General features: G+C 69.8%; 24 protein-coding genes and 1 tRNA gene. 13 read left to right on the top strand and 12 right to left on the bottom strand.

Going from position 1 to position 22,840, the window contains the following annotated elements:
* Window positions 1-20 precede the first annotated feature (20 nt).
* Window positions 21-725 carry a DUF7530 family protein gene (locus ACYQZ5_RS12895; RefSeq protein WP_379732748.1) on the bottom strand — a complete coding sequence of 235 codons (705 nt, stop codon included), beginning with the start codon at window positions 723-725 and terminating at the stop codon, window positions 21-23.
* On the bottom strand, window positions 725-1,630 hold the full coding sequence (locus tag ACYQZ5_RS12890; protein ID WP_379818662.1) for an NAD(P)H-binding protein: 906 nt from the start codon (window positions 1,628-1,630) through the stop codon (window positions 725-727). Before ACYQZ5_RS12890 ends, ACYQZ5_RS12895 begins: the two co-directional genes overlap by 1 nt.
* A 125-nt stretch (window positions 1,631-1,755) precedes the next feature.
* Between ACYQZ5_RS12890 and ACYQZ5_RS12885 the strand changes: the two genes are divergently transcribed.
* Complete coding sequence (locus ACYQZ5_RS12885) at window positions 1,756-2,184, top strand: nuclear transport factor 2 family protein (protein WP_379733109.1); 429 nt, start codon at window positions 1,756-1,758, stop codon at window positions 2,182-2,184.
* Window positions 2,185-2,238: 54 nt separating this feature from the next.
* Window positions 2,239-3,297 carry a zinc-dependent alcohol dehydrogenase family protein gene (locus tag ACYQZ5_RS12880; RefSeq protein WP_459846405.1) on the top strand — a complete coding sequence of 353 codons (1,059 nt, stop codon included), beginning with the start codon at window positions 2,239-2,241 and terminating at the stop codon, window positions 3,295-3,297.
* On the opposite strand, the gene ACYQZ5_RS12875 is transcribed toward ACYQZ5_RS12880, so the two are convergent.
* The gene (locus tag ACYQZ5_RS12875; RefSeq protein ID WP_379818665.1) at window positions 3,284-4,333 is read right to left on the bottom strand and encodes an NAD(P)/FAD-dependent oxidoreductase; all 1,050 of its coding nucleotides are present in this window, start codon (window positions 4,331-4,333) and stop codon (window positions 3,284-3,286) included. The two genes, ACYQZ5_RS12880 and ACYQZ5_RS12875, sit on opposite strands and share 14 nt — an antisense overlap.
* A 120-nt stretch (window positions 4,334-4,453) precedes the next feature.
* On the opposite strand from ACYQZ5_RS12875, the gene ACYQZ5_RS12870 reads away from it, so the two are divergent.
* The 6 genes from ACYQZ5_RS12870 to ACYQZ5_RS12845 all read left to right on the top strand — a co-directional run bounded on the left by ACYQZ5_RS12870 (window position 4,454) and on the right by ACYQZ5_RS12845 (window position 9,345).
* Window positions 4,454-5,416, top strand: coding sequence for a DUF4129 domain-containing protein (locus ACYQZ5_RS12870; protein WP_459846403.1), 963 nt, complete (start codon window positions 4,454-4,456; stop codon window positions 5,414-5,416).
* Window positions 5,413-5,973, top strand: coding sequence for a DUF7269 family protein (locus ACYQZ5_RS12865; RefSeq protein ID WP_459846400.1), 561 nt, complete (start codon window positions 5,413-5,415; stop codon window positions 5,971-5,973). The genes ACYQZ5_RS12870 and ACYQZ5_RS12865 overlap by 4 nt, the downstream gene beginning before the upstream one ends.
* The gene (locus ACYQZ5_RS12860) at window positions 5,970-7,244 is read left to right on the top strand and encodes a DUF58 domain-containing protein (RefSeq protein ID WP_459846398.1); all 1,275 of its coding nucleotides are present in this window, start codon (window positions 5,970-5,972) and stop codon (window positions 7,242-7,244) included. Before ACYQZ5_RS12865 ends, ACYQZ5_RS12860 begins: the two co-directional genes overlap by 4 nt.
* A gap of 55 nt (window positions 7,245-7,299) precedes the next feature.
* Entirely contained in the window at window positions 7,300-7,794 is a 495-nt protein-coding gene (locus ACYQZ5_RS12855) for a DUF7519 family protein (RefSeq protein WP_379818710.1), read from the top strand.
* A gap of 41 nt (window positions 7,795-7,835) precedes the next feature.
* Window positions 7,836-7,920 (top strand) — tRNA-Ser (locus tag ACYQZ5_RS12850).
* A 312-nt stretch (window positions 7,921-8,232) separates the two neighbouring features.
* Window positions 8,233-9,345, top strand: a complete 1,113-nt coding sequence (locus ACYQZ5_RS12845) for an ABC transporter substrate-binding protein (protein ID WP_379731656.1) — start codon at window positions 8,233-8,235, stop codon at window positions 9,343-9,345.
* On the opposite strand, the gene ACYQZ5_RS12840 is transcribed toward ACYQZ5_RS12845, so the two are convergent.
* Window positions 9,342-9,899, bottom strand: coding sequence for a DUF8102 family protein (locus ACYQZ5_RS12840; protein ID WP_379731655.1), 558 nt, complete (start codon window positions 9,897-9,899; stop codon window positions 9,342-9,344). The genes ACYQZ5_RS12845 and ACYQZ5_RS12840 overlap by 4 nt on opposite strands.
* Before the next feature lie 113 nt (window positions 9,900-10,012).
* On the opposite strand from ACYQZ5_RS12840, the gene ACYQZ5_RS12835 reads away from it, so the two are divergent.
* The 3 genes from ACYQZ5_RS12835 to ACYQZ5_RS12825 are packed head-to-tail and all read left to right on the top strand — an operon-like array spanning window position 10,013 to window position 12,659.
* Window positions 10,013-10,807 (top strand): DNA polymerase sliding clamp, encoded by a 795-nt coding sequence (locus ACYQZ5_RS12835; protein ID WP_459846395.1) that lies wholly within the window; start codon window positions 10,013-10,015, stop codon window positions 10,805-10,807.
* A gap of 49 nt (window positions 10,808-10,856) precedes the next feature.
* Window positions 10,857-11,093, top strand: a complete 237-nt coding sequence (locus tag ACYQZ5_RS12830) for a hypothetical protein (RefSeq protein WP_379731653.1) — start codon at window positions 10,857-10,859, stop codon at window positions 11,091-11,093.
* Between the two features lie 51 nt (window positions 11,094-11,144).
* Window positions 11,145-12,659, top strand: a complete 1,515-nt coding sequence (locus ACYQZ5_RS12825; RefSeq protein WP_379818705.1) for a TrkH family potassium uptake protein — start codon at window positions 11,145-11,147, stop codon at window positions 12,657-12,659.
* A 4-nt stretch (window positions 12,660-12,663) separates the two neighbouring features.
* Here the strand turns inward: ACYQZ5_RS12825 and ACYQZ5_RS12820 are convergent, their stop codons facing one another.
* From ACYQZ5_RS12820 to ACYQZ5_RS12805, 4 genes are all read right to left on the bottom strand, one after another.
* Entirely contained in the window at window positions 12,664-13,506 is an 843-nt protein-coding gene (locus ACYQZ5_RS12820) for a fructosamine kinase family protein (RefSeq protein WP_459846393.1), read from the bottom strand.
* 7 nt (window positions 13,507-13,513) lie between these two features.
* The gene (locus ACYQZ5_RS12815; RefSeq protein WP_459846391.1) at window positions 13,514-14,281 is read right to left on the bottom strand and encodes a Nif3-like dinuclear metal center hexameric protein; all 768 of its coding nucleotides are present in this window, start codon (window positions 14,279-14,281) and stop codon (window positions 13,514-13,516) included.
* A gap of 65 nt (window positions 14,282-14,346) precedes the next feature.
* A complete protein-coding gene (locus ACYQZ5_RS12810; protein ID WP_379732302.1) occupies window positions 14,347-15,723 on the bottom strand; it encodes an ATP-binding protein in 1,377 nt (458 codons plus the stop codon).
* 52 nt (window positions 15,724-15,775) lie between these two features.
* Window positions 15,776-17,566 carry a flippase activity-associated protein Agl23 gene (locus tag ACYQZ5_RS12805; protein WP_379818130.1) on the bottom strand — a complete coding sequence of 597 codons (1,791 nt, stop codon included), beginning with the start codon at window positions 17,564-17,566 and terminating at the stop codon, window positions 15,776-15,778.
* A gap of 114 nt (window positions 17,567-17,680) precedes the next feature.
* Between ACYQZ5_RS12805 and ACYQZ5_RS12800 the strand changes: the two genes are divergently transcribed.
* Complete coding sequence (locus ACYQZ5_RS12800; protein WP_379732584.1) at window positions 17,681-18,817, top strand: thiolase family protein; 1,137 nt, start codon at window positions 17,681-17,683, stop codon at window positions 18,815-18,817.
* Window positions 18,818-19,291: 474 nt separating this feature from the next.
* Window positions 19,292-20,203, top strand: a complete 912-nt coding sequence (locus ACYQZ5_RS12795) for an MBL fold metallo-hydrolase (RefSeq protein WP_379731126.1) — start codon at window positions 19,292-19,294, stop codon at window positions 20,201-20,203.
* Between the two features lie 9 nt (window positions 20,204-20,212).
* On the opposite strand, the gene ACYQZ5_RS12790 is transcribed toward ACYQZ5_RS12795, so the two are convergent.
* The 4 genes from ACYQZ5_RS12790 to ACYQZ5_RS12775 all read right to left on the bottom strand — a co-directional run bounded on the left by ACYQZ5_RS12790 (window position 20,213) and on the right by ACYQZ5_RS12775 (window position 22,830).
* Window positions 20,213-20,881 carry a hypothetical protein gene (locus ACYQZ5_RS12790; RefSeq protein WP_379731127.1) on the bottom strand — a complete coding sequence of 223 codons (669 nt, stop codon included), beginning with the start codon at window positions 20,879-20,881 and terminating at the stop codon, window positions 20,213-20,215.
* Window positions 20,882-21,095: 214 nt separating this feature from the next.
* Window positions 21,096-21,629, bottom strand: a complete 534-nt coding sequence (locus tag ACYQZ5_RS12785; protein ID WP_379731128.1) for a DUF1102 domain-containing protein — start codon at window positions 21,627-21,629, stop codon at window positions 21,096-21,098.
* A gap of 59 nt (window positions 21,630-21,688) precedes the next feature.
* Window positions 21,689-22,219 (bottom strand): hypothetical protein, encoded by a 531-nt coding sequence (locus ACYQZ5_RS12780; RefSeq protein ID WP_379731129.1) that lies wholly within the window; start codon window positions 22,217-22,219, stop codon window positions 21,689-21,691.
* A 26-nt stretch (window positions 22,220-22,245) separates the two neighbouring features.
* The gene (locus tag ACYQZ5_RS12775) at window positions 22,246-22,830 is read right to left on the bottom strand and encodes a DUF1102 domain-containing protein (protein WP_379731130.1); all 585 of its coding nucleotides are present in this window, start codon (window positions 22,828-22,830) and stop codon (window positions 22,246-22,248) included.
* Window positions 22,831-22,840: the final 10 nt, after the last annotated feature.

The raw sequence follows: 22,840 nt of genomic DNA, 5'->3' as shown, positions 1-22,840 counted from the left end.
CGGCTATCGAGAAACGCCGCTCACTCGCCGCCGTCGATAGCGCGCCGCTGGAGGGCGACCGTCGCGATCGAGACGACGACGACGGCGAACAGGTGGCCGACGACCGCGGCGACGAGCACCGGGTGGCCGAGCACGAACGGCACCATCGCCACCTGCACGCCGGCGAACGCGACGTTGAGCGCGTCGAGGCGGGTCAGCTTCGCGGTCGTCTCGCGGTCGAAGTCGTGGCGGAGCGCGCGCCAGAACCCCACGACCGTCGCCCACCAGCAGGCGCCGATGCGGTAGATCACGTCCCACGTGACCAGCAACAGCAGCACGACGGCGATCACGGGCGGCTCCGGCCCCAACAGCTCCGTCAGCAGCGAGCCACCGTCCCGCGGATCGACGACGAACAGGTACGTCACGAACAGCACGAACGCGAGCACGCTGAGCGCGAGTTCGATGCTGGAGCCGAACAGCAGCCGGCGGTACGTCCTCGGCGGCTGGAGCCGGCGGACGGTCCGGCTGAACGTCAGCATCAGCCAGCTACCCGCGACCGCGACGACGATCGCCGCGGTGCCGGCCGGCACCGCCGTCCAGAGGTCGTAGACCGCCGCGACCGTGAGGACGATCGCCTCGAAGACGACGAACTGCGTGAGCAGCGCGGCCCGGTCCGAGAGGTCCAGCCCCGGCACCGCGCTCACGAGGCTCTCGTACACCCACGTCTCCCCCAGATTCGGCGCCATCAGGCCTCCTCGCCGGCCGCCTCCTCGTCGAGCGCCTGCTCCACGGCCGCCTCGAAGGGAGTCCGCTCGATCGGCACCAGCGACTGGATCCGGTCGTCGGTCACGACTACGTCCGTCGCCATGCCGTCGATAAGCGGGTACGCCACCCCCGCGGGCACGTCGGTGACGAGGTCGACCCAGTACGCCGAGAGCCGCGGGGTGAGCACCGGCACGGGGACGATCAACGGCTCCCGGCCGATCAGGACCCGACCGACGGTCGCGAGCATCTCGCGGTAGGTCAGCACCTCCGGCCCGCCGATCTCGAACGTCCCGTCGGCGGTCTCGGGCTCGTCGAGGGCGCCCACGAGGTACGCGATCACGTCGTCGATCGCGATCGGCTGGACCCGCGTGGACACCCAGCGCGGCGTGATCATCACGGGGAGCCGCGAGCCGAGCTGGCGGACGATCCGGAAGCTGGCGCTGCCCGCGCCGACGATGATCGCCGCCCGGAGCACGGTCAGGTCGTACTCCCCGCGGCCCAGCACCGTCTCGACCTCCCGGCGGGACCGCAGGTGGGCCGAGAGGTCGTCGCCGTCGACCCCGAGGCCGCTGAGGTAGAGCACGCGGTCGACGCCGGCCCGCTCGGCCGCGCTCGCGAAGTTGCGTGCGCCCCGCCGGTCGCGCTCCTCGAAGCCGCGGCCGCCGCCCATCGCGTGGATCAGGTAGTAGGCGGCGTCGACGCCCTCCAGCGCGTCGTCCAGCCCCGACGGCTCCAGCACGTCGCCCTCGAACACGGTCACGCCCTCGGGGGCGTCGTACGTCGATCGGTCCCGGACGAGCGCCGACACCTCGTGGCCGGCGTCGAGCAGCGCCGGGATCAGCCGTCCCCCGACGAACCCGGTCGCGCCCGTGACGAGAACGTTCATAGCGACGATGGGGTCCGCCGCCGCTTAGGTGCTGTGCCGGCTTCGCCGCCGCCGAGCGGGTCGCAGGCTCGTGACGGTCGTGTCACTGCCGGTAGCGTTATTCTGTGGTAAATGTTAGCACGACTATGCGGGAACTGACCGAGGCCGACATCGACCGGAAAGGCATCGTGCTCGACTACTTCCGACGGCTCGACAGCGGCGGCGACCTGCTCGAACTGTTCGCCGAGGACGCCCGCGTGTTCTACCCGAAGTGGGGGATCGCTACCGGGCGGGAGGAGATCGGCGAGATGTTCGGCGACGTGGGCGGGGTGGTGAACGCGATGAACCACGACTACGAGACGTTCAACTACGTCATCAACGGCGACACGGTCGTCGTCGAGGGGACGAGTAGCGGCGAGACCGCCGACGGGACAGAGTGGCGACCCGACGGGGAGCCGGGCGGCGGGCGCTGGTGTGACGTGTTCGAGGTACGCGACGGCGAGATCGCGCGGCTGTTCATCTACCTCGACCCGGACTACGCCGGGCGGGACACGGCGCAGTATCCCTGGCTCTGAGCAGTCGGGGGGTCACCGACAACCCTACCCACACCCCACCCCAACGCCGGTCAAATGCGCGCCGCAGTGCTCCGCGAGTACGGCGAACCGCTCGACGTGACCGAGCTACCCGACCCCGAGCCCACGCCCGACGGCGCCGTCGTCGAGGTCGAGGCCTGCGGCATCTGCCGGAGCGACTGGCACGCGTGGCAGGGCCACGGCGAGTGGGCCGACGATCAGGTGCCGCTGGACTACGTGCTCGGCCACGAGCCGGCGGGCCGCGTCGTCGAAGTCGGGGAGGACGTCGACCGCGTCGCGGTCGGCGACCGCGTGGTCGTCCCGTTCAGCCTCGGCTGCGGGGGCTGTGGGGAGTGCCGGACCGGCCACGGGAACACCTGCGAGGACGGCCTCGCGCTGGGGTTCGAGTCCGACGTGCCCGGCGCGTTCGCCGAGAGAGTGGGCGTCCCCCACGCCGACCACAACCTCCAGACGCTGCCCGACGGCGTGAGCTTCCGGGACGTGGCCGCGGTCGGCTGTCGGTACATGACCGCGTTCCACGCGCTCGCCCACCGCGCCGACGTGGGCGGCGGCGACTGGGTCGCGGTCCACGGCTGCGGCGGCGTCGGCCTCTCGGCGGTCCAGATCGCCGACGCGCTCGGGGCGCGACCGATCGCGGTCGACGTGAGCGACGCCGCGCTCGCCCGCGCCGCGGACGTGGGCGCGAGCGAGACGGTGAACGGGAGCGAGACCGACGCCGTCGAGCGAATCCACGAGATCACCGACGGCGGTGCCGCGGTCAGCCTCGACGCGCTCGGCCGCGCGGAGACCGCACGGAACTCCGTCCAGTGTCTGCGCTCCCGCGGCACCCACGTGCAGGTGGGGCTGACGACCGACGCCGAGAAGGGCGAGGTGTCGCTGCCGACCGACTGGATGACCCGCTGGGAGATCGACTGGCTCGGCTCGCGGGGGATGCCGCCCGCACGCTTCGACGAACTGCTGGCGATGGTCGACGACGGGACGCTCGACCCGGGCGCGCTCGTCGGCCGCGAGGTGGGACTCGACGGCGTCTCCGACCGGCTGGCGGCGATGACTGATTACGACACCGACGGGATCGAGATCCTCACGTTCGAGTAGCCGCCGCGATCCTCTCGCCTACCTCCAGCCCGTTCTCCAGCGCGGCGTGGAGGCGGGCCTCGCCGGCGACCCAGTCGCCCGTACAGTACAGCCCCTCGGCCTCGGCGGCGTCGAGCGGGTCGGCGGCGACGCCGGCGTCTGGCAGCGCGTAGCGCCACCCCTGGTGGTCGGTCCAGTCGGGATCGGCCAGCCGCTCGTCGCCGACGATCTCGGCGGCGTGGGCCGCGAGCGTGTCGACGTTCGCCGCCGGGTCGTCGTCGTAGTGCGCGACCGACCAGTCGTGATTGGCCTGCACCACCAGCAGCGACTCGCCGTCGGGGACGTGGCCGGGTTTGCACTCCTCGCGGGAGAGCCAGCCGACGGCGTGCTCCTTGTCCGTGTTGACGAGCGCGTAGTACGGCAAATCGAGATCGAAGGGGTAGTGCAGCACGGCGGTCCAGATCGTTCGGTACGGCACGTCCGAGACGGCATCGAGCATGGGCTGCTTCACCGGCGATTCCCACTCCGCACCGCGGAGCAGGTCGGCGGTCTGGGGCGCCGGCGGATTGAGGAGGAGCACGTCGAACGGTCCCCACGCCTCGCCGTCCGCGTCGACGAGCGTCCACGTCTCGGCGTCGGCGTCGCGCCGCAGCGTCTCGACCCGCGTCCGCCGGTGGATCTCGGCGTCGGTCCGCCCGAACAGCCGCTTGGCGATCTGTGTCAGCCCCGCCCGGTAGGACCACTTGTGGCCGTCGGGCTTCCGCCCGGGGGTCACCTCGCCCGCCTCGTCGAACGTGTAGATCCGGTCGGTCACGTCGACGAGGCCGTCGTCGTCCAGCGTCCGAGTCAGAAGCTCGTTCGCCCGGTCGCTGTCGGACCTGACGTAGTTCGCGCCGTAGTCGTACGTCAGGTCCCCGTGTCGGCGGGTGGCCGCGCGGCCACAGAGCCCGCCGGACTTCTCCAGCACGGTCACCTCGGCGTCCGGCAGCGACTCGTCGAGGGCGAACGTCGCCGCGGCGGCCGCGCTCCCGGCGCCGACGACTCCGATCTCTGGCATACCGGGGTGTCGGGCGCCGGACGTATCAAGCGGGCCGGTGCCGGCACGCCGGGTCGGTTCCCTACGACGATCGCTTTCGTCAACGAAACCACTATACCTTGGTTGTAACAACCACGCGGTGTGCAGCGGGACACTGCAGTCGCGATCGTCCTCGCCCTCCTCGCCCTCCTCGCCATCGGCGCCGCGGGCGCCACGCTGGAGAACCCTGCCGACACCGACTCGGGGTCAGGGCTCGGCTCCGGGAGCGGGAGCGGCTTCGGGAGCGGGAACGGCGGGAGCGGCGGCGACAACGGAAGCGGGACCGGCGCCAGTGCCATGCAACTGGGCGGACAGGTCGGCGGCGCCTGCATCGCCGTCCTCCAGACGCTCCCGGCGAAGCTCCTGCTCGGCGGCTCCGTCGTCGCGCTCGCGGGCTACGTCTGGCGGCGAACCGACTCGGCGGCGATGGGCGCCGTGACGGCGGTCCTCTACGGGCCGATCGTCTACATGCTCTGGTACGCGCTCGCGACCTGTCAGACGATCCAGCAGGCGTCGCCGGCCCAGCAGCCGGCCAACGGAAGCCGGACCGTCAACGGGAGCAGCGGCGGCAGCGGCGGGCTCGGTGCCGCCGCGGACACCGCGACCAGCCAGCCGTCGGTGCTGCTCGTGATCGTCCTCGTCGTCCTGCTTATCGCGGCGATCGTGCTGCTGTACATCGCTTCGGCCGACGACATTGTCGACTCACAGATCGACCGCGAGCCGGACGAGGAGGAGGTGAACCCCGATATCGCGGCGGTCGGCCGGCTCGCCGGCGAGGCCGCCGACCGGATCGAGGCGGGCGACTCCTTCGACAACGAGGTGTTCCGCGCCTGGGTCGAGATGACCACCCACCTCGCGGTCGAGCACCCCGAGTCCTCGACGCCGGCGGAGTTCGCGGCGGCGGCCGTCGACGCCGGGATGGAGCCGGACGACGTGCGCGAACTTACGGACCTGTTCGAGGAAGTGCGGTACGGCGACCGCGAGGTGACCGCCGAGCGCGAGCAGCGCGCGACCGCGGCGCTGCGGCGGATCGAGGAGAGCTACGCCGAGGAGGGTGCGGAATGAGGCGTTCCCTCGCCGGCCTCGGCGCCGTCGCGGTGCTCGTGGGGCTGTTCGTCTCGTTCCAGCAGGAGTTCGCGGGGCTGCTCCCCGGGAGCTGGATCTTCGTGCTGTTGGTCGCGATTGCCGCCGGGATCCAGTCGGTGAGCACCGTCCTCGCCCGGCGCCGGACGCCGATCTACGAGACGGAGACCGGCGACCCCGAGCGGCGCTACGAGGCGCCGGCTCCCGGCGACGACCTCCGCGAGCTGATGGGGTTCGCCAGCAACCGCTCCCGCGGCGTCAACCGATCCCGCGATCAGCTCCGCGAGCGGCTCGTCGCGGTCGCGGCCGCGGCCATCGCCGACGCCGAGGGCTGTTCCGAGGACGAGGCGCGCGACCGGATCGAGGACGGCGAGTGGACCGACGACCCGGTCGCGGCGTGGTTCCTGAGCCGTGACGTGGGGCTCGCCCCCGCCGAGCGGGCGCGCCTGCTCGCGGCGGCGCCGTTCTCGCAGTACGAGGCGGCGTTCGGCCGCACGGTCCGCGTGGTCGAGGAGCTCGCGTCCGGGGGTGGCCGATGAGCGCGGGCGAGGCGATCGACACCGAGCACTGGGCGGGGATCGGTGCGCTGGCGTTCGTCGCGTTCGCACTGGGGCTTCCGTTCCAGCGGCCGGCGCTGTTCCTCGTCTCGCTGGTCGGCGTGGGGTTCTCGGCGTACGCCCGGCTGGGCGAGGCGCCGCCGGCCGCGCTCAGCGTCGAGCGGGAGCTGTCCGAGGAGTCGCCGGCGCCCGACGAGGAGGTGACGGTGACGGTCACCGTCGAGAACGAGGGGGCCGCGACGCTGCCGGACCTCCGGCTGATCGACGGCGTCCCGCCGGGGCTTTCCGTCACCGACGGCGCCGCGCGGCTGGGCACCGCGCTCCGGCCGGGCAAGCGCGCGACGTTCAGCTACACCGTGACGACGAGCCGCGGGCGCCACGAGTGGCAGCCGCTGACCGCGGTGGTCCGCAACGCCAGCGGCTCCCGGGAGCGCTCGGTCGAGGTCGAGGCGGAAACGACGCTGCGCTGTCTCCCGACACTCGAGGCCAGCAGCGACCTCCCGCTGCGCGGGCTCACGACGCCGTACTCCGGCCGGGTCGCGACCGACGTGGCCGGCTCCGGGCTGGAGTTCCACTCCACCCGGGAGTACCGCCGGGGCGACCCGCTCTCGCGGGTGGACTGGAACCGCTACGCCCGCAGCGGCGAGCTCTCGACGATCTCGTTCCGCGAGGAGCGAGCGGCGACGGTGGTGCTGCTGATCGACACCCGGGAGGAGGCGTACCGTGCGCCGGACGAGGAGACGCCCAACGCCGTCGAGCGGAGCGTCGAGGCCGCCGGCGAGGCGTTCTCGGCGCTGCTGTCGACGGGCGACCGGGTGGGGATCGCGAGCTTCGGCCCGGAGGAGTGCTGGCTCGCGCCCGCGACGGGCGAACAGCACCGCGCGACCGCCCGGCGGCTGCTCGCGGACCACGCGGCGTTCTCGGTCTCGCCCGCCGAGGGACCGTTCTACCCCTCGATCTCGCTGCGGCGCCTCCGCCGCCGGCTCCCCGCGGACGCCCAGATCGTGCTGTTCAGCCCCGTCACCGACGACTACATCGCGTCGGTCGCCGAGCGGCTCGACGCCTACGGCCACCAGCTCACGCTGATCAGCCCGGACCCGACGACCGACGACACCGCCCCCCACCGCCTCGCCCGGCTCGAACGCGACACGCGGCTCCGAGACCTCCGGAGCCACGGCATCCGGGTGATCGACTGGGGCGAGCGCCCGCTGGCGGTCGATCTCGCGCGGGCGACCCGGAGGTGGTCTCGATGACCTGCGCTCCTCGAGCCCACAAGACCGCTCGCCGTCACGAGCGGAGGTGGGAGCGATGAGCGAAATCACCCGCGAGCCGTCCCGATTCGGCGTCGCCGTCTCGGGCGGCTTCGCGCTGCTGTCGATCACCGCGACGGCGCTCGTGGCGCCGACCGGCGCCGCCGTCTCGGGCATCGGACTGCTCGTGCTGGCCGCGGGGCTGGCGCGGGCGTCGCGTCGGCTGGTCACCAACGGCGGCGGCCTCCTGCTGCTCGGCGTGCTGTACGCCGGCTACACGGGGGCGCCGCCGCTGCCGGTGCTGATCGGCGCGCTGTTCGGGGTGCTCGCGTGGGACGCCGCCAGCAACGCCGTCTCCGTCGGCGAGCAGCTGGGGAAAGAGACCGACACGACACGGGCGGAGGTCGTCCACGTCGCGTCGTCGTTCCTCGTCGGCAGCCTCGCCGTCGCCGTCGGCTTCGGCGTGTACGTCGCCGCCGCGGGCGGGCAGCCGATCGCGTCGGTGTTCCTGCTGGTGGTCGGCGCGGTCGCGCTGCTGAACGCGTTACGCTGAACCGTAACCGATTAACCGCAGCACGTCCCACGATTGGATGAGCCGAGGTAGCCTAGCCTGGCCAAGGCGGTAGATTCGAAATCTACTGTCCTCACGGACTCAGGGGTTCAAATCCCCTCCTCGGCGTTTCTGTAGTACAACGCGCCCAGCCCGGAGCGTCGGATCCGGGCACGGCGCCGTACGCGGTCGAAGCTGTACGGAGGATTTGAATCAGGGAGTGGAGCGAACGGAGTGAGCGGAACGGCCGTAGTTCGAACCCCTCCTCGGCGGTTCTCCACTCAGACACGCCCGAGCAGTGGCTCGGCTTCGGCGCCGTCGAACGGACCGTCCGAACGGCCCGCACGCCGCCGGAACGGCCGGACTGTTCCGCGTCCCGACACGATTTCGGCCCGCCTAAACTTCGACGGGCTTATACACGATTAGGTCGGCCTAATCCGTATGGACGACCAACCGAAGTCGACGCGTCGAGCGTATCTGGCAAGCGGTGCCGTCGTCGCCAGCGGCCTGCTGGCGGGCTGTACCGGCGGCGACGGGACCGACACCCCGGCCGGGAACGGCGGCAGCTACACCGTCTCGATGGAGCCGGTGGGCGAAGTCGAGTTCGACGGCGTCCCCGAGACGTGGGTCGCCAACAACGGCAGCTGGGCCGACATGGGGATCGCGCTGGGGCAGGCGCCGCCGGAGGCGCTGTGGCTCACCAGCCGCTACCACACCCAGTACTACGACGAGATCGACGGCGTGAGCGTCGACACCGAGGGGATGACCGACCTCTATCAGGACGGCGTGAGCAAGGAGCTGTTCTACGAGCTCGGTGCCGACGTCCACGTCATCGACCCGAACTTCCTGATGAACCGCTTCAGCGGGTGGGAGCAGGCCGACGTCGACGAGATCGAGGAGAACGTCGGGCCGTTCTTCGGCAACAGCATCTTCTCGACCGGCTACGGCTGGCACGAGGAGTACCAGTACTACGACCTCTACGAGGCGTTCGGCAAGCTCGCCGAGGTGTTCCAAGAGACCGAGCGCTACGACGCGTTCACGGACCTGCACTCCGAGTTCCAGTCGAACGTCGAGGGGGTCGTGCCCGCCGAGGGCGAGCGCCCCGAGGCCGCGGTCGTCTGGGCCGCCGGCAACGAGCCCGAGTCGTTCTCGCCGTACATCGTCGGCGAGGGGACGAGCTTCAAGCACCTCCGCGAACTGGGCGTGCAGGACGCCTTCGCGAACACCGAGGTGCGCGACTTCCACAGCAACCGCAGCGAGGTCGACTACGAGACGCTGCTCGAAATCGATCCCGAGGTGCTGCTCTGCCGCGGCCACGAGCACCAGACCGCCGAGGAGTTCCAGAACACGGTCGTCTCGTTCATGGAGAACCACGACGTCGCCAGCGACCTGACCGCGGTCCAGAACGGCGACGTGTACCGCGCCGGCCCGCTGTACCAAGGCCCGATCACGCACTTCGTCGTCACCCAGCGGCTGGCCGAGGACCTCTACGGCGTCGACGAACGGCTGTACGACGCCGGCCGCGTGAGCGACATCGTCAACGGCGAGTTCTAGAACTCCGTCACCTTCGACTGGATCCGGCCGTCGTCGACGGGCTCATCTTCGGCGACGTATCTGGCTAACCGGTCCCGGCTCACGTCGTCGTGGCCGTGGAGGTACGCCAACTCCGTCAGCGACAGCTCCTCGCCGCTCTCGAGTTTGTGCAGCAGGCTCTCGGGACTCAGCCGCTCGTAGGTCACGTCCAGATCGACCGTCGCCGCCCGCCCCTCGCCGGCCTCCGCGACGTTGACCGCCTCGTTCAGCAGCTCCTCGAACTCGAGTTCGGTGTCGTCGATACCCCGGTACAGCAGTGCGAGCGCCGAGACCAGCGCGTCGAACGCCTCGGTGCCCGCCATACTCCCGAAGCGCTTCTCGAACACCAGCTCCCGGTCGCGCTCGTCCAACTGCTCGACCAGCAGCTCGAAGTCCCGCACCGCCTCGAACAGCCGATCGCGGATGCGCGCCCGGGCGTTGCGCTCGGACTGGACGCTCGAGAACTCCGCCTCCCCGCGCAGGTACGCGCGGTCGGCCTCGCTCAGTATCCCGCGGTCGCGGCCGGTGTCGTCCATACTCCAATACCGAGTATGCTATCTGTTAAAGACGGCGTTCCATACTCGGTATCGAATTATCTACCGGTTTCCTGTGAGAAACGCTTTTGGGCCGTCCGGCCGCGAACTCTCCCATGCCCGAAGCCGTCTCCCCCACCGTTCCGTTGCCACAGAACCCAGCCGTCGACGCCGCGATCGACGCCGACCGACTGGCGGAGTCCCTCGCGGTGCTCGACGCGCTGGTCGACGAGTGCCGGCTCGAACTGGCCGTCGAGGGCCTCCGCGTGCGTGCGGTCGACCCCGCGAACGTCGCCGCCGTCTCGATCGACCTCCCCGCGGACGCCTTCGAGCGCTACGAGGCCAACGGGGAGACGGTCGGCGTGGACGTGGCGCGACTCGCGGAGGTGGTCGGCCTCGCGGATTCCGGCGACTCGGTGCGACTCGTGCTCGACGCCGAGCGCCGCCGGCTCCACGTGCTGGTGGGCGAACTCGCGTACACGCTGGGGCTGATCGACCCCGAGGCGATCCGCGAACCGCTGGATCCCGCCGAGATGGAGTACGACTGCCCCGCCGAACTGGCTCTCGACGGTCGGGGGATCTCGCGGGTCGTCGACGCCGCCGACATGGTGTCGACCCACCTCACGCTGGGCGTCGACCCCGAGGCGGGGGCGTTCTACGCCGAAGCCGCCGGCGACACCGACGATGTGGCGCTCTCGTTCCCGCGGGAAGAACTGGCCGCGCTCTCGCCGGCCGACGCCGAGTCGCTGTTCTCGCTCGACTACCTCCGGGAGATGGCCCGCCCGATCCCGGCCGACAGCGAGGTGACGGTGGAACTGGGGAGCGAACAGCCGGTGACGCTCGCCTTCGCCGTCGCCGACGGTGCGGGGGCGGCGACGTTCCTGCTCTCGCCTCGCCGTTCGGTCGCCTGACTCGACCCCGCACACGGGGTTTGATGGTCCCGCCCCGAGAACGGCCGGTATGAGCACCGAAGAGCCGACCGAGCAGTGCTACACCGAGATCGTCTCTCGGTTGGAGGAGGGGGAGCGCGAGACGATCGCGGAGGCGGCGGCGCTGCTCGCGAGCACTGCCGACCGGATGGCCCAGATCGAGAGCCGGGACGGGGACGAGGGGATGGCGGTCGAGCTCCGGCGGATCGCGGACGAGCAGGCCCGGATCGAAGAGATCGCGCTCTCGCCCCGGTCGGGCGCGAACTGAGTCCTTCGACGCTCGATAGATTTGGACCTGAACACGCACGTCGAGTACCGAGTGAGCGTCGGATTCGTCGGCCAAGTCCTCCAGTACATCGGGCTCGCTCCGCTGGTCCCGTTGCTGGCCGCACTCTACTACGGCGAGAGCATTCTCCCGTTCGTCGTGACCAGCGCGGTGATGCTCGCGGTCGGACTGCTGTTCGAGCGCGTGCTCGGCCGCGAGGGCGAACTCGGCCGCCGCGAGGCGTTCCTGCTCGTCAGCCTCGCGTGGCTGGCCGTCCCGCTGGCGGGCACCGTCCCGTACCTCGTCGCCGGCACCGGCACGGTCGCGTCGCCGGTCAACGCGCTGTTCGAGTCGATGTCGGGATTCACGACCACCGGCGCGACCGTCCTCGGCCGGATCTCCGTCGAGCGCCACGGGCACGCGATGCTGCTGTGGCGACAGCTCACCCAGTGGCTCGGCGGGATGGGGATTCTCGTCCTCATGGTCGCCATACTGCCCCAGATTTCCGTCGGCGGCGCACAGGTCATCAATCAGGAGGCGCCCGGGCTCTCCTTCGAGAAGCTCACCCCCCGGATCAGGGAAACCGCCCGCGTGCTCTGGGGTATCTACGCCGGATTCACGCTGCTCGCCGCGCTGGTCTACGCGGTGCTCGGCGCCGTCGGCGTCGCGCCGACCATGGACCTCTACAACGCCGTCGCCCACGCGCTCACCACCCTCCCCACCGGCGGCTTCTCGCCGGAGCCACGCAGCGCCGAGGCGTTCGTGCCCGCGATCCAGTGGGCGATGATGCCGTTCATGCTGCTCGCCGGGACCAACTTCGCGCTGTTCTGGCACGTGTTCCGGGGGAACCCCCGCCACCTGACCGACAACGCGGAGTTCCGGGCGTACCTGCTCGCCGTCCTCGGCGTCGGCGCGGTGCTCTCCGCGGTGCTGTACCTCGGCGTCGGGATCGCCGAGGCGCCGACGAACGTCGACCCGATCGCGGGCAACGTCGAGAACGCGCTCCGGCAGGGGCTGTTCCAGACTGTCGCGATCATCACCACCACCGGCTACGCCAGCATGGACCTCAACACGTGGGACGCCTCCGCGCAGACGATCCTGCTGTTCGCGTACTTCCTCGGCGGCTCGGCCGGCTCGGCGGCCGGCTCGATCAAGATCGTCCGCTGGGTGATCGCCAAGCGGGCGACCGACCGCTCGCTGTTCGTCGCCGCCCACCCCGACGCCATCAGGCCCGTCCGGCTGAACGACGACGTCGTCGAGGAGGAGACGATCATGGAGGTGCTCGTGTTCGTCGTCCTCTTCCTCGGCCTGTTCGCGCTGGGGACGGTCCTGCTCTACCTCGACAGCCACCGCACGCCCGAACTGACGCTCTCGGGGCTGGAGGCGATGAGCGCCGCCATCGCGACGCTGGGCAACGTCGGCCCGGGCTACGGGCCGGTGGGACCGATGGACAGCTTCCTGCCGTTCTCCGACGCCGCGAAGCTGTTCATGGTGTTCCTGATGTGGATCGGCCGGCTGGAGGTGCTCTCGGTGCTGGTGCTCTTCACGCCGTCGTTCTGGACGCGCTGAGCGCTCAGTACCCCAGCAGTTCCAGCGTCTCCCGGATCGGGTCGAGGTACGCCTCGCCGAAGTGACGCAGGTGGACCAACAGCGGCAGCAGTCGGTATATCGGCCGCCGATCGGCGACGCCGTCGGGCAGTCCCGCCCGCTCCCGGTAGCGGTCGAAGAACTCCTCGCCGCCCGTCCCGGTCCACTCGATGTAGGCCAACTCGACCTCCGGATCGGCGTAGTAACACGCCGGATCGAGGAACGCCCGCACGCGCTCGCCGTCCGTAATCAGGTTCTCGGCCCACACGTCGCCGTGGATCAGCGCCGGGGTGGGTTCGTGGTCGAGCAGCGAGGGCAGGTCCGAAACGAGCGCGTCGATCCGGTCGCGATCGGCGGCCGGCAGGAGTCCCTCCCCGGCCGCGTGCTCGGCCATGGACGCCAGCCGGTGCTCGCCGAAGAACGTCGGCCAGTCCCCGATCCGGGGGTTCGGCAGGTCGAGCCGTCCGGTGAGCGTGTCCACGGGGAAGCCGAACGTCGGCGCCCCGTTGCTGTGCAGCGCGGCGAGTCGGTCGGCGAGGTCGCGCTCGACGCTCGGCGTGACCGCCGATCCCCCGTCGACGAACGCCAGCAGGAGCAGGTCCGCGGTCGCGTGGTACACCTCGGGCACCGCCAGCCCGTGCTCGGCGAGGTGGCGGAGCATCGTCGCCTCGGTCCGGAGATCGGTGTCGGCTGTCTTCGCGACGACGCGGCGCCCGTCGCCGAGATCGACGCGGTGGACGCTCCCCACCTCGCCGCCGTCGAGTTCGGTCGCCGAGTCGACGCTCGACCCGGCCCACGACTCGACGGCCCGGCGCGTGTCGTCGTTCATGCAGGGATCAGAGCCCGGTCGGGTGGTCGACGAACACCGTCTCCAGCCCCCACTCCTCGGCCAGCGCCGCCAGCGACCGAACGCCGAACGTCTCGGTCGCGTAGTGGCCCGCCAGCAGGACGTTGATCCCCGCCTCGCGGGCCTCGTGGTACAGCTTCCCCTTCCCCTCGCCGGTGATCAGCGCGTCGGCGCCGGCGTCGACGGCCTCGTCCAGCCAGTCGGCGCCGCTGCCGGTGAGCACCGCCACCCGCTCGACCGTTTCGGGGCCGAACGCGAGCGTCTGGACGCCCTCGCCGCCGGTGTCGAGTTCGTCGGCCAGCAGCTCCGAGAGTGCGCCGACGTTGATCGGCTCCTCGCGCTCGCCGAGCAGGCCGACCGTCTCGGGACCGACCTCGCCGAACGGCTCCCGTGCCGCGAGGTCCAGCAGGTCCGCCACGCCGGCGGCGTTACCGATCGTCGGATGGCCGTCCAGCGGGAGATGGGAGACGTACAGCGGGAGGTCGTTTCGGATCAGCGGCTCGATCCGGTCGTACTCGCGGCCGGTGACGCGGTCCAGCCCGCCCCAGACGATCCCGTGGTGGGTGACCAGCGCGTCGGCGCCGGCGTCGAGTGCGGCCTCGATCGTCGCCTCGGCGGCGTCGACGGCGAACGCGACGGTCTCCAGTTCGCCCTCCCGACTCCCGATCTGCAGCCCGTTGGGGCTTGCGTCCACGTCGGCGTACGCGTCGGTGCGAAGCTCCTCGTCGAGTTTGTCGAAGAAGTCTGCGCGATCCATGCGGGAGCCGTCGAGCGCGGACGGCTTGTACCCCGCGGCTTCGGGTGGCAGGTCGGGCGCCGTCGTCAGTCGTCTGAGGGTTCCGTCTCGACTTCGTGCTCGTGTTCGTGGGCGCCGTCGTGTGAGTGGTCGTGGTCGGACTCGGTGTCGCTCCCCGGGGAGCCCTCCCAGTTCTCGAAGTCGTCCATGTTCTTGAGGTTGTCCCGCTCCTCGAACCCCTTGACCGCGTCCATCACGTCTTCCTGTGTGAGCTCGCGTCGGCCCTCCGTCAGCGCCTGCAGGACGGCCTCCCGCAGCACCATCCGGAGGTCGGAGCCGGTGAGTCCCTCGGTCTCGTCGGCGACCGCGTCGGGGTCGAACTCCGCCATCTGCATGTCCTGGGTGACGATGCGGAGGATGTCCGCGCGCATCTGGCGGTCGGGCTTGGGGAAGTTCACGACCTCGTCGAAGCGCCGCCACGCGGCGGCGTCGAGCTGGTCGGGGTGGTTCGTGGCGGCCACCGTGAGCACCTCGTCGCGCACCAGCGAGATGTCGTCGATGCTCTTCAGCAGCGTGTTGACCGCCCGCTTCAGCGCGGCGTGCTCGTCGGACTTCCGGGTCTTCGCGACGGAGTCGAACTCGTCGATGAACAGGATACACGGGGAGAGCCGCTTGGCAACCTCGAACGTCTTCTCGACGTTCTTGGCCGTCTCGCCGAGATACTGGCTGGTGACCATCGACAGCTTCACCTCGACGAACGGGAGCCCGAGCTCGTGGGCCAGCCCGCGGGAGATGGTGGTCTTCCCGGTGCCGGGCGGGCCGACGAACAGGATCTTCCCGATCTCGCTCAGGCCGATGCTGGCGAGGTAGTCGCGGTTCTCGATCGCGGTGACGATCTTCTGGACCTCGTTGCTCTGGTCCTCGGTGAGGACGAGGTCGTCGAGCGTGGTCTCGATCTCCTCGGGCGCGAGGATGTGCACGAGGTCGAGCATCTCCGCGTCCTCCTCCTCATCGAAGTACTCGTCGAGCAGCGAGTCGATCCAGACGCGGTCGGCCTGAATGGGCTGGTTCTCCTCGCGGGCCTGCTCGCGGGTGACGTCGACGTCGGCGTCGGCGTCGTTCTCGGCGGCGTAGGCCAGCGTGGGGTTGGCGGCGAGCCGATCCTCGTCGGCGTGATCGAGGTACCACTCCAGCGCCATGTCGGGCTGGGTCAGCGAGATCTCGCCGGAGAACTCCGTTCGCTGGGTGAAGAGGAGATCGGAGACGGCGTCCCAGGGGTGATCGACGCTGGTGGCGGTTCGCGCGCGGTCCTGCGTGACTGCCAGCGGACGCTCGATGGACCCGTCGGACCAGAACACCTGCCGGTATCGCGGGGGGAGGTCGTCCTCGTCCAACTCCTCCTCCTCGGTGTAGGTGTGTGCGGTCAACAGGAACTCTACGACGTCGACGGCGGGGTCGCTCATCCCGATACAGTTGCCGGGCCAATCGGTTAAGCGCGTCGGACCCCAGCCCCGTTCAGGAGTGGACAGACCTGTCCGTCACCCCGTCCAGCCTCGACTCGTCGACGAACACGACGACCGCCTGCTCGTGGTAGAGCCCGAGTTCGTAGCGCGTCCGCTCGTACCCCCGTTCGTCGAGGACCGACGCCGCCTCCTCGGTCTCCCCGGGCGCGGCGAACACGACCGGCGGGATCGACTCACGGTCGCGCAGCGCCTCGGCGTCGCGAGCGTACGACGACTCCGCGCCCGCCCGCTCGACGTACCACGCCATCGGCAGGCGGCCGAGCCACCAGCCGAGCCACTGCTCGCCCGCCGTCGGCGGGTCGTCGTCGACCGTCTCGTTGGGGAGGTAGTACGCCTCGCCGTAGAACAGCACGCCGCCGTCGTCGAGTGAATCGTCGACAGTCGCCTGCATCGGCGAGAGGTCGTCGGGCGGCTGGGCGGACTGCGCGAGCACGTTCACGTACAGCGGCGGCGTGATCGAGGAGGCGGCGAGCACCAGCGGCACCTGTACCGCCGAGAGCACCACCAGCCCGGCCAGCGCGTAGCGGGCGTACCGCCGGCGCGTCTCGGAATCGGGGAGCGTCTCGGAGTCCGGGAGAGCAACGTCCCACGCGCGCTCCCGGACGATCGCGACCCACCCGACTGCGGCGGGAACGAACAGCGGGAACGCGATGTGCAGCGAGATCCAGGGGGCCGGGATGTCCGTCGCCAGCGGGTAGCCCAGCATCGCGGCGGCGCCCCACGCGAAAAGCGGGACGACCAACGGGCGCGACGGCGAGCGAAGTTCCCGGACGAACGCGACGCCCGCGCCGACGACGACCGGGAGCGCGCCGACCAGCAGGTAGCCCAGTAACTTCCCGGCGTAGATCGGGTAGGAGTGTCCCCGACTGCCGGCCCAGAGGCTCGACGCGAACGTCTCCCACGTCCCCACGGTCGCGCGCTCGATCAGCGCGAGCCAGCCCGCCTCACCCGCCAGCGCGGCGCCCAGCGTAGGGTCGCCCGCGGGACCCCGCGGTGCGAGGAAGAACACGACTGGGAGCAGTGCGACCAGCAGCGCCAGTGGAACGGCGAGCAGGTGGCGGGAAACGGCAGCGCGGGCGCGACCGAGCGAATCCCGGAACGCCGCCGTCGCCGCGGCTCTCGGCTCGCTCTCGGCGCGCCACGGGAGCAGCGGGATCACGGCGGGCCAGCAGACCGCGACTGCCGCCGTCCCGACCGCACAGACGGCGTACAGCAGGACGTTCTCCTTCGTCGGGATCGCGAGGCCGACGAACAGGCCCGCGGCGACGACGTGGCGTCGACGCCCGGTCGCGAGCGCCCGGACCGCAAAGCCAAGCGCGACCAGCGCGAACACGGCCAGCGGCACGTCCGAGCGCATGAACCGTGAGTAGTAGACGAGACTCGGCGTGACAGCCAGCAACGCCGCGAGCGCGACGGTTTCGGCGTCGTCGAGGCCGATATCGAGCGTGTTTGGGGTAGAGATGTTGGGACGGCGGAAGAGTAGCGCCGACAGCGGCGCCAGTCCGCCGAGGATCGCGACCGGGAGCCGGGCCGCGAACGCCGTCGGGCCGAGGTGCCGGAACAGCGGCGCGACGGTGATCGGGACGAACGGGCCGTGGATGACGGGGCGGTAGACGAACCCGGCGCCGCGGACGTACCGCAGCGTCCAGTAGGCGACGCGGGCCTCGTCCCAGTGCATCGTCCGGTCGCCCAGCGCGACCAGCCGGAGGAGGAGGGCGAGCGCCGTCAGCGCCAGCACGGCCGCGACCGGGCGACGGCGCGCCCAGCGAGCGGGGCGGGACACGTCCGGAACGGTCCCGGCGGGGCTGTAAGTACTTTCTCCGTCGGGATCGGAAACGCTCGACCACGCACGCCGCGTTCGGTCGGATTTATCCCGGTGCCGCCCCCAGTGCGGGGTATGTCGACACCTGTCGTCGTACACGCTCGACGGACCCCGCAGGGGAAGGAAGACGGCGTCTTCGCGGAGACCAGAAGCGAGGACCTCTCGGTCCCGCTGATCGAGGACGCGCTGGAAACGACCGGCGTCGCCCCCGAGGAGGTCGAGGACCTGATGTGGGGCGTCGCCCAGCAGCGCGGCGAGCAGGACAACAACGTCGCCCGCGTCATCTCGCTGCTCTCGCCGCTGGGCGAGGGGACGCCGGCGACGACGATCAACCGCTGGTGTGCCTCCTCGATGCAGGCGGTCATCTCCGCGGCCGACGCGGTCGCCGCCGGGAACCGCGACTGCATCATCGCCGGCGGCGTCGAGAACATGAGCCGGGTGCCGATGGACGGCGACTCCTACGAGTACCTCCATCCGGGGATCTCCGAGCGGTACAACGTGTTCCAGCTCCAGATGGGGATGACCGCCGAGAAGGTCGCCGAGGAGTACGACGTGAGCCGGGAGGCACAGGACGAGTACGCCGCCCGAAGCCAGCAGCGCGCGGTCGAGGCCACGGAGTCGGGCCGCTTCGACGACGAGATCCTCCCGATCGAGACCGAGGACGGCGTCGTCGAAGAGGACGAGGGACTGCGCCCGGGCACGACCGCCGAGAAGCTGGCCGATCTCCCGCCGGCGTTCACGGGCGACGGGACGGTGACGGCGGGCAACTCCAGCCAGATCTCCGACGGGGCGTCGCTGGTGATGGTCACCTCGGAGGAGTTCGCCGAGGAGCATGGCCTCGAGGTCGTCGCCGAGATCGGCACGAACGAGGTCGCCGGCGTCGACCCGACGGTGATGGGGATCGGCCCCGTGCCGGCGGCGAAGGGGCTGATGGAGCGTGCGGGGACGGACATCGAGGACTACGACCTCGTGGAACTGAACGAGGCGTTCGCCTCCCAGTGTGTGTACGCACAGGAGGAACTGGGCATCCCGGACGACCAGTTCAACGTCAACGGCGGCGCGATCGCGATCGGCCACCCACTCGGCGCGAGCGGGGCGCGCCTGCCCGTGACGCTGCTGCACGAGATGGAGAAGCGCGGGGACAGTCGGGGGCTGGCGACGCTCTGTGTTGGCTTCGGGCAGGGCGCCGCTATTGAATTCCTGATGGAGTAGGGCTTTTTCGGGCGATTTTCGGTTTGGTTGTTTGTGGGTGTCGTTCGACCGCGACGGCAAACAGCAACAGCAACTCGATACTTGGCAACTTGCGACCGCACCGCCCCGCACAGCCCACAAGCCTCCCCAGCCGACTCGTTCGCTTCGCTCACTCGTCCCTCGCGCTGACGTGCGCCACGAGGGCGCACGCGCTTCGCGCCGACAGCGACCGCGGTGCGGTGGCGGTGGACGCCTCGCGAGCGCCGACGGTCGGCGCTCGCGGGGGGAGGGGTGGGGACTCGGTACAGCGCCGGGCTTCATGCCCGGCGCCCTGCGGTCGCAAGTGGTCAAGCATCGAGATGCTGTCGCGGGTGCTGTCCCAGTAGCCAACGATCGAGACGCCGCCCCGGTTACCGTTGCAGTCACCAACCACCGAACCGGCCATCAGTAATCGTCACCAGAATCGTTTTCTCCCGCCCCACCGGCCACCAACGTATGGCCATCGGCGACGTTCAGGCAGTCGCAGGCACCGAGAACGTCCACTACGTCGACACCGGGATGTACGACACCCCCCAGTACGGCTCCGTCTACATCATCGACGGCGAACGAACCGCCGTCGTCGACTCCGGCACCGGCGGCGACTACGACGCCCTCACCGGCGCGCTCGACGAACTCGGCATCGACGAACTGGACGCGGTGATCCTCACCCACGTTCACCTCGACCACGCTGGCGGCGCCGGGCACCTGCTCGAGGACTACCCCGGCGCGCAGGCGTACGTCCACGAGCGCGGCGCGCGACACCTGATCGACCCCGAGCGCCTCGTCGCCGGCACGAAGGACGCCGTCGGCGAGCAGTGGCAGTACTACGCCGAACCGGTGCCGATCCCGGAGGACCGCCTCACCCGACTCGCGGACGGCGACGCAGTGGATCTCGGCGACCGGACGCTCACCGCCCACGAGGCGCCGGGGCACGCGCCCCACCAGCACGTGTTCCACGACGCCGCCGCGGGGATCGTCTACACCGGCGACGCTTCGGGGATCTACGTCCCCGAGGTGGACACGATCCGGGAGACCACCCCGCCGCCGCAGTTCGATCTGGATCAGGCCCGCCGGGACGCGTCGACGATCACCGATCTGGAGCCGGAGATCCTCGCGTTCGCGCACTTCGGCCCGCGGGCGTACGACGAGGAGATGCTGCAGGGGTACAAGCGCACGCTGATGGAGTGGGTCGAGGCGGTGCGGCGGAAGCGGGCGGCGCTGGCGGACGACGACGCGGTGATCGAGCACTTCGTCGCCCACGCCGACGAGACGGCTGGGGCCGAGGTGTGGGGCGAGGAGAAGGCCGAGGCGGAAATGCGGCTGAACACGCGTGGCGTACTGGCGTACCTGCGGCAGAAGGAGGCCTAACGCCGGGACTCACTCGGGCGTGACTGCCGGCGTCAGCACGTCGGCGAGCGACGACTGCTCGGCCGTCGCGTGAACTGTCGCCCCCTGCCCGTCTTTCAGGACGCGGCTACCGGCGCTGCCTCGGGGGGTGTCGACGACGAGACCCACGTCCACGTGGTCGCCGACGCCGAGTTCGACCGCGGCGGTGTCGACACCGGCGCCGTACTGTGGCTGGCGCTGTCGACCGTCCCCTTTGAGCGCGCCGTAGTCGCCGTTGAAGTTCGCGAGGCTGATCGCGGTGGCGTCGTCGCTCCACGACCCGACGTAGAACGCGTGGCTCTTGCTCCCGTTCCGGCCGCCGTCCTCAGCGAGCCAGACGTAGACGGGCTGGGTTCCCTGATTCTTGATTCGGAACAGGTCCCCGACCGTCGTCACGGCACCGGCGTTCACCCCCTCGCCGAGCAGGTCGTCGTTGCCGTCCGAGAGGTCGGCGGCGAACTGCCCGTCCTCCGTCTCGACGTAGTCCGCGTTGCCGCTCCCCGGGACGGCGGTCATCGCGAGGAGCGCGTTCGCGTCGTCGGCGGTCTGGACGGTGAGGCTGCGGTCCGCCGAGACGCTGGTGAACGCCCCCGTGCCGATTCCTGCTGCCGCCGCCGCGGTGAGCGATCCGAGGCCGGCGACGAATTTGCGTCGTTGCATTGGCTATCGTGCCTCGTCACCACGCATACAGCGTAGGTGGGTAGTATTGACACGGCTGAGCGCGTTCAGCCTCGGCTTGTCGGGTTCGACGACCGGCTCTGGCGGAGCCTGTGGGGAAGCATCGCGAGGGGAGACCACCTCTACTGCTTACGGCCCCCTCCGAGGGGGCGGAGAAATCGGGCGTCGATGCGGCGAACTCGACGAACGGCGCCGGCTACGTCGGCGGTTCTGCGCTCGCGTGGATCGTCACCGTTCCGGAGAGCGAGCCGGCGTCACCGGCGCCGGAGGCGGTCGTGTCGACCTCGACGCCGATCTTCATGTGTGCGCCCGCGGCGAGGCCGATCTTCGCGTTCGACGGCCCGTCGAGGCTGTTCGAGTCGGGGTCGAACCGATAGAACGTCACGCCCGGGAGGTCGTGTTCGAACCAGACGTTGACAGCCTGCGTGCCATGGTTTTCCAGTTTGAACACGTTCGCGAACTCGGTGACAGCATCTTGGTTGACACCCTCTCCGCCGACGTCCGTCTCATCAAAGTCAAGCACCAGCTTCCCGTCTTCGTACGATGAGAACACCTGGTTTGGCCTCCCGCCGACGTGCTGTTTCAAGGTGAGGAACGCGCTACTGTCCTCGGCGACGCTCACCGAAACTGCTCGATCCGCGCTTACACTCGTGAACGCGCCCGTTCCGACGGCCGCGGTGCTTGCCGCGGTGAACGATCCGACGCCGGCGATGAAGATGCGTCGTTTCATACTGATACCCTCGTGGGAAACCCACCGGCGGAGTCGAACCGCCGAACGGCCGGAGTGGGTTAGTCGTCGGGTTGATCAGCGACGATGGTCAGTGTCTCGTCGAACTCACCAATGCTTGAACTGTGGGTGTCGATGTAGAGTCCGACGTCGATGCTGTCGCCGACGTCGAGTGTCGGTGGATCGTCTTTGAGAACCCCGTCGTCGTTGACGAGTGCGAGATCGGCGAGGTTATCGCCGTCGTAGGTGCTATATAGCTCGACTGGCTGAGTTCCCTGATTGCTCACGCTGAACAGGTCGTGGAACTCGTAGACCGAGTCGATCCCGACACCCTCCGCATCGGAGCTCTCGCCGTCATCATCCCCGGGGATCTCGAACTTGACCACGTCTCCGTTGGTCGATGATCGCCCCGTTTCGCCGCCGAGTCCGTCGTCCGCAATTGGACTCATTCGAAGGAACGCGTAGGCGTCGTCGGCAATCTCGACGCTGACGGAACGCTCAGCACTGACACTGGTGAACGCGCCAGTGCTGATTGCGAGGCTCCCACCGCCGACGACCGTTCCGAGGCCGGTTAGCAGTCTACGCCGTCTCATAATTTAAGGGTTGGAGGGAGTTCGTCCTAGTTCCCGCTGTCGGCCATGAAGGTGAGGGTGCCACCGCTCAGGTCGCCGGTGGAGTGGCCCTTGGGAATGTAGACACCGATGTCTTCGAGCGTCTCACCGGGGCTGAGAGTAACCTTGCCCCAACTGCCGTTGGCGTAGTCGAACCCGAGACCGTCGTCACTGTCTTCGGAGTAAACCCCTAGGAATCCGTCGTCGGAATTGGGACTGGATACGATTAGATCCGATTCGATCCAGAATTCAACATCCTGAGTACCGTTGTTCGTTACGTCGAGCAGGCGATCGAAAATCGTCTTTGCGTTCTTGTTGATACCCGACGCCGACGCATTTGCGGTATCTTCCACTTGAGTGAAGTCGAGACTCACCTCGCCGTTACTAATGTCGACGTACTCCTGAGCGTTCGCGTAGACGTCCCCGTTATCGTCTTCTGCCTTCGTGATACTGAGGAAAGCGTTGGCGTCACCTGCAGTTTGAATACTCAGACTACGATCCGCCTGCACACTCGTGAACGCGCCCGTACCAATGCCCGCCGCGCCGGCGGCGGTAAGCGATCCCAGACCAGCGATGAACTTGCGTCGTTCCATTGTCGTAGTA

It is taken from the genome of Halolamina salina (genome assembly GCF_054653455.1).
This window is presented reverse-complemented; position numbering and strand designations above follow the sequence as displayed.